This window comes from Streptomyces sp. NPDC060194, from assembly GCF_042728285.1.
Lineage (GTDB): Bacteria > Actinomycetota > Actinomycetes > Streptomycetales > Streptomycetaceae > Streptomyces.
In genome coordinates this window covers 1-3288 of sequence record NZ_JBHWZH010000269.1, presented here as the reverse complement: position 1 = coordinate 3288, position 3288 = coordinate 1, and the positions used below count along the sequence as shown (strand labels likewise).

At 73.9% G+C, this 3288-nt stretch carries 3 protein-coding genes; 1 reads left to right on the top strand and 2 read right to left on the bottom strand.

What is annotated here, in order from left to right; genetic code table 11:
* The coding region (locus ACFWEG_RS28700) for a DEAD/DEAH box helicase (RefSeq protein WP_387220956.1) at window positions 1–1587 on the bottom strand (1587 nt) is incomplete at its 3' end.
* Between the two features lie 464 nt (window positions 1588–2051).
* Here ACFWEG_RS28700 and ACFWEG_RS28695 point away from each other — a divergent pair.
* Window positions 2052–2801 (top strand): ferritin-like fold-containing protein, encoded by a 750-nt coding sequence (locus tag ACFWEG_RS28695; RefSeq protein WP_387220954.1) that lies wholly within the window; start codon window positions 2052–2054, stop codon window positions 2799–2801.
* Window positions 2802–2846: 45 nt separating this feature from the next.
* Here the strand turns inward: ACFWEG_RS28695 and ACFWEG_RS28690 are convergent, their stop codons facing one another.
* Entirely contained in the window at window positions 2847–3122 is a 276-nt protein-coding gene (locus ACFWEG_RS28690; protein WP_387220951.1) for a hypothetical protein, read from the bottom strand.
* Between the last annotated feature and the right edge of the window lie 166 nt (window positions 3123–3288).

The following is a 3288-nucleotide window of genomic DNA, read 5'->3' as shown; positions in this document are numbered from 1 at the left end:
GGCGACGGGCGCCTTCGCGGCGGGAACCTTCGCTGCCGGTGCTTCGGCGACGGGCGCCTTCGCGGCGGGGACCTTCGCGGCCGGCGCCTCGGCGACCGGCGCCTTCGCTGCCGGTGCCTCGACGACCGCCGCCTTCGCGGACGCGGACCGCGTCCGCCGGCGCCGCGGCTTGACCGGCGCCTCGACGACCGCCGACTCGACCGGCTTCTCGACCGCCGCGGCGACGACCTCCGCCGCCGCCTCGACCGGGGTCGAGGGCGCCGTCAGAGCCGCGTCCTCGACGGACGAACCGCCGCGGGTCCGCCGCCGCTGACGGGGCGTGCGGGTGCGGACCGGCTCCTCGACGGCGACCGCGGCCGCGGCCGGGGCCTTCGCGCCGCGCCGCCCGCGACCGCCCGGCTCGCCGAGGTCCTCCAGCTCCTCCGCCCCGAGCCCTGCCCGCGTCCGCTCGGCGCGCGGCAGGACACCCTTGGTGCCGGCCGGGATGTGCAGCTCGGCGTACAGGTGCGGGGAGGTCGAGTACGTCTCGGCCGGGTCGGGGATGCCGATGTCCAGGACGCGGTTGATCAGGTTCCAGCGCGTGATGTCGTCCCAGTCGACGAGCGTGATCGCCGTACCGAGCTTGCCCGCGCGGCCGGTGCGCCCGACGCGGTGCAGGTAGGTCTTCTCGTCCTCGGGGCACTGGTAGTTGATGACGTGCGTGACGCCTTCGACGTCGATGCCGCGCGCGGCGACGTCGGTGCAGACGAGCACGTCGACCTTGCCGTTGCGGAACGCCCGCAGGGCCTGCTCGCGCGCGCCCTGGCCGAGGTCGCCGTGGACCGCGCCCGCGGCGAAGCCGCGCTTCTGGAGCTGCTCGGAGATGTCCGCCGCGGTCCGCTTGGTCCGGCAGAAGATCATCGCGAGCCCGCGGCCCTCGGCCTGCAGGATCCGCGCGACCATCTCGGGCTTGTCCATGTTGTGCGCCCGGTAGACGCGCTGCGTGATGTTCTTGACCGTCGCGCCCTCGTCGTCGGGCGACGTGGAGTTGATGTGCGTCGGCTGCGACATGTAGCGGCGGGCCAGCGAGATGACCGCGCCCGGCATGGTCGCCGAGAACAGCATCGACTGCCGCTTGGCCGGCAGGAGCTTCATGATCTTCTCGACGTCGGGCAGGAAGCCGAGGTCCAGCATCTCGTCCGCCTCGTCGAGCACGAGGGCCCGGACGTGGCTGAGGTCGAGCTTCTTCTGCCCGGCCAGGTCGAGCAGCCGCCCGGGCGTGCCGACGACGATGTCGACGCCCTTGCGCAGCGCCTCGACCTGCGGCTCGTAGGCCCGGCCGCCGTATATGGCGAGCACGCGGACGTTGCGGACCTTGCCCGCGGTCTGCAGGTCGTTGGTCACCTGCGTGCACAGCTCGCGGGTGGGGACGACGACGAGCGCCTGCGGGGCGTCGGTGAGCCGGTCGGCGGTCGCGCGGCCGGCGTCGACGTCGGCGGGGACGGTGACCCGCTCGAGCAGCGGCAGGCCGAAGCCGAGCGTCTTGCCGGTGCCGGTCTTGGCCTGGCCGATGACGTCGGAGCCGGAGAGGGCGACCGGGAGGGTCATCTCCTGGATGGGGAACGGGTTGAAGATGCCGACGGCCTCGAGGGCCTCGGCGGTCTCGGTCAGAATGCCGAGATCCCGGAAAGTCGTAGTCAGGGTGCTGCCTCTTCTGTGAGACGCGGCACTGACGCGAACGATGGGGGTCACTCCGTGCCGGAGCAGCCATTGCAGGCCGAAGCCGGTGTGCTGCTCGCCGGGCCGGGACCTCTGCCGTCGCTCGAGCGTCGCTGCCGCTGAGGGGTCCCTCGCTGATGGAGGGCTGGCGGTCGGAGCCGATCGGGCCACCGACCGGGCATCCTCATTCGAACGGCCCGTCGCCGTGCGTTCCGCGACAGGTCCATTACCACTGTACCCCGGATTCGCGCATGTGTGTCGGGAGAAGTGGCCGGGGTCACCGGGGTCACAGGCGTGCCCACGCCCCGGACAGCCCCCCGTGCGCGCCCGCCGAGCGGGCTATCGTACGGCGTATGGAGACGCCTGACACCCCTGCCGACCGCCCCGAAGCCACCACCCCCGAGTTCACCGGGATCGCCGCCCTGACCTGGGACGAGGCCGCCGTCGACCCGCAGTACGCGGCCGCCGTCGTCGACCTGCTCGGCGCGCTCGCGTACGGCGAGCTGGCGGCGTTCGAACGGCTCGCGGAGGACGCGAAGCTCGCGCCGACGGTCGGGGACAAGGCGCAGCTCGCGGCGATGGCGTCGGCCGAGTTCCACCACTTCGCGCGGCTGCGGGACCGGCTCGCCGAGATCGACGCGGACGCGACCGCCGCGATGGAGCCGTTCGTCGCCGCCCTCGACGAGTTCCACCGGCTGACCGCCCCGTCGGACTGGCTGGAGGGCCTGGTCAAGGCCTACGTCGGCGACTCGATCGCCAGCGACTTCTACCGGGAGGTGGCGGCCCGGCTCGACTCCGACACCCGCTCCCTGGTGCTCGCGGTGCTCGACGACACCGGGCACGGGAACTTCGCGGTGGAGAAGGTCCGCGCGGCGATCGAGGCGGACGGCCGGGTCGGCGGCCGGCTCGCGCTGTGGGCGCGCCGGCTGATGGGCGAGGCGCTGAGCCAGGCCCAGCGGGTGGTGGCGGAGCGCGACGCGCTCTCCACGATGCTCGTGGGCGGGGTGGCCGACGGGTTCGACCTGGCGGAGGTGGGCCGGATGTTCACCCGGATCACCGAGGCGCACACCAAGCGGATGGCGGCGCTGGGCCTGGCGGCCTGACGGCCGAGGGCCCGGCCCGGGCGCGCGCCGGCGGCCGGCGCGCGCCTAGGCGGTGGCGGACGTCGACCGCCGCAGGCGGCGGGTGGCCGGCTTCAGCAGCAGCGACAGCAGGGCCGCGCCGATCAGGACGGCGCCGACCAGGACGGGCAGGACGTGCCCGGAGCCGAGCGCGGTGTGCGCGACGAACGCGCCGAACAGGGCGCCGGCCGGACCGGTGGCCAGGACGAGCCGGTGGTCGGGGAGCCGGTGTGCGAACCGGTGGAGCGCGGCGAGGGACAGGAACAGGCCGAGCATCGCGGAGCCGAGAGCTTCCCAGAGCAAGTGACGTTCCTCCTTCGGGGTCTGACGGGGCGGTCGACGAGCCGTACGACCGTTCCGCTCCCGTATTACCCGATGGTCACCGGGGGCAATCCTGCGCGCCGTCCCTGTCACCCGCTGGTGTGACGGGCGCGCGGACGCGCGAAGGCCGGGAGGGCCGGTGCCGGGA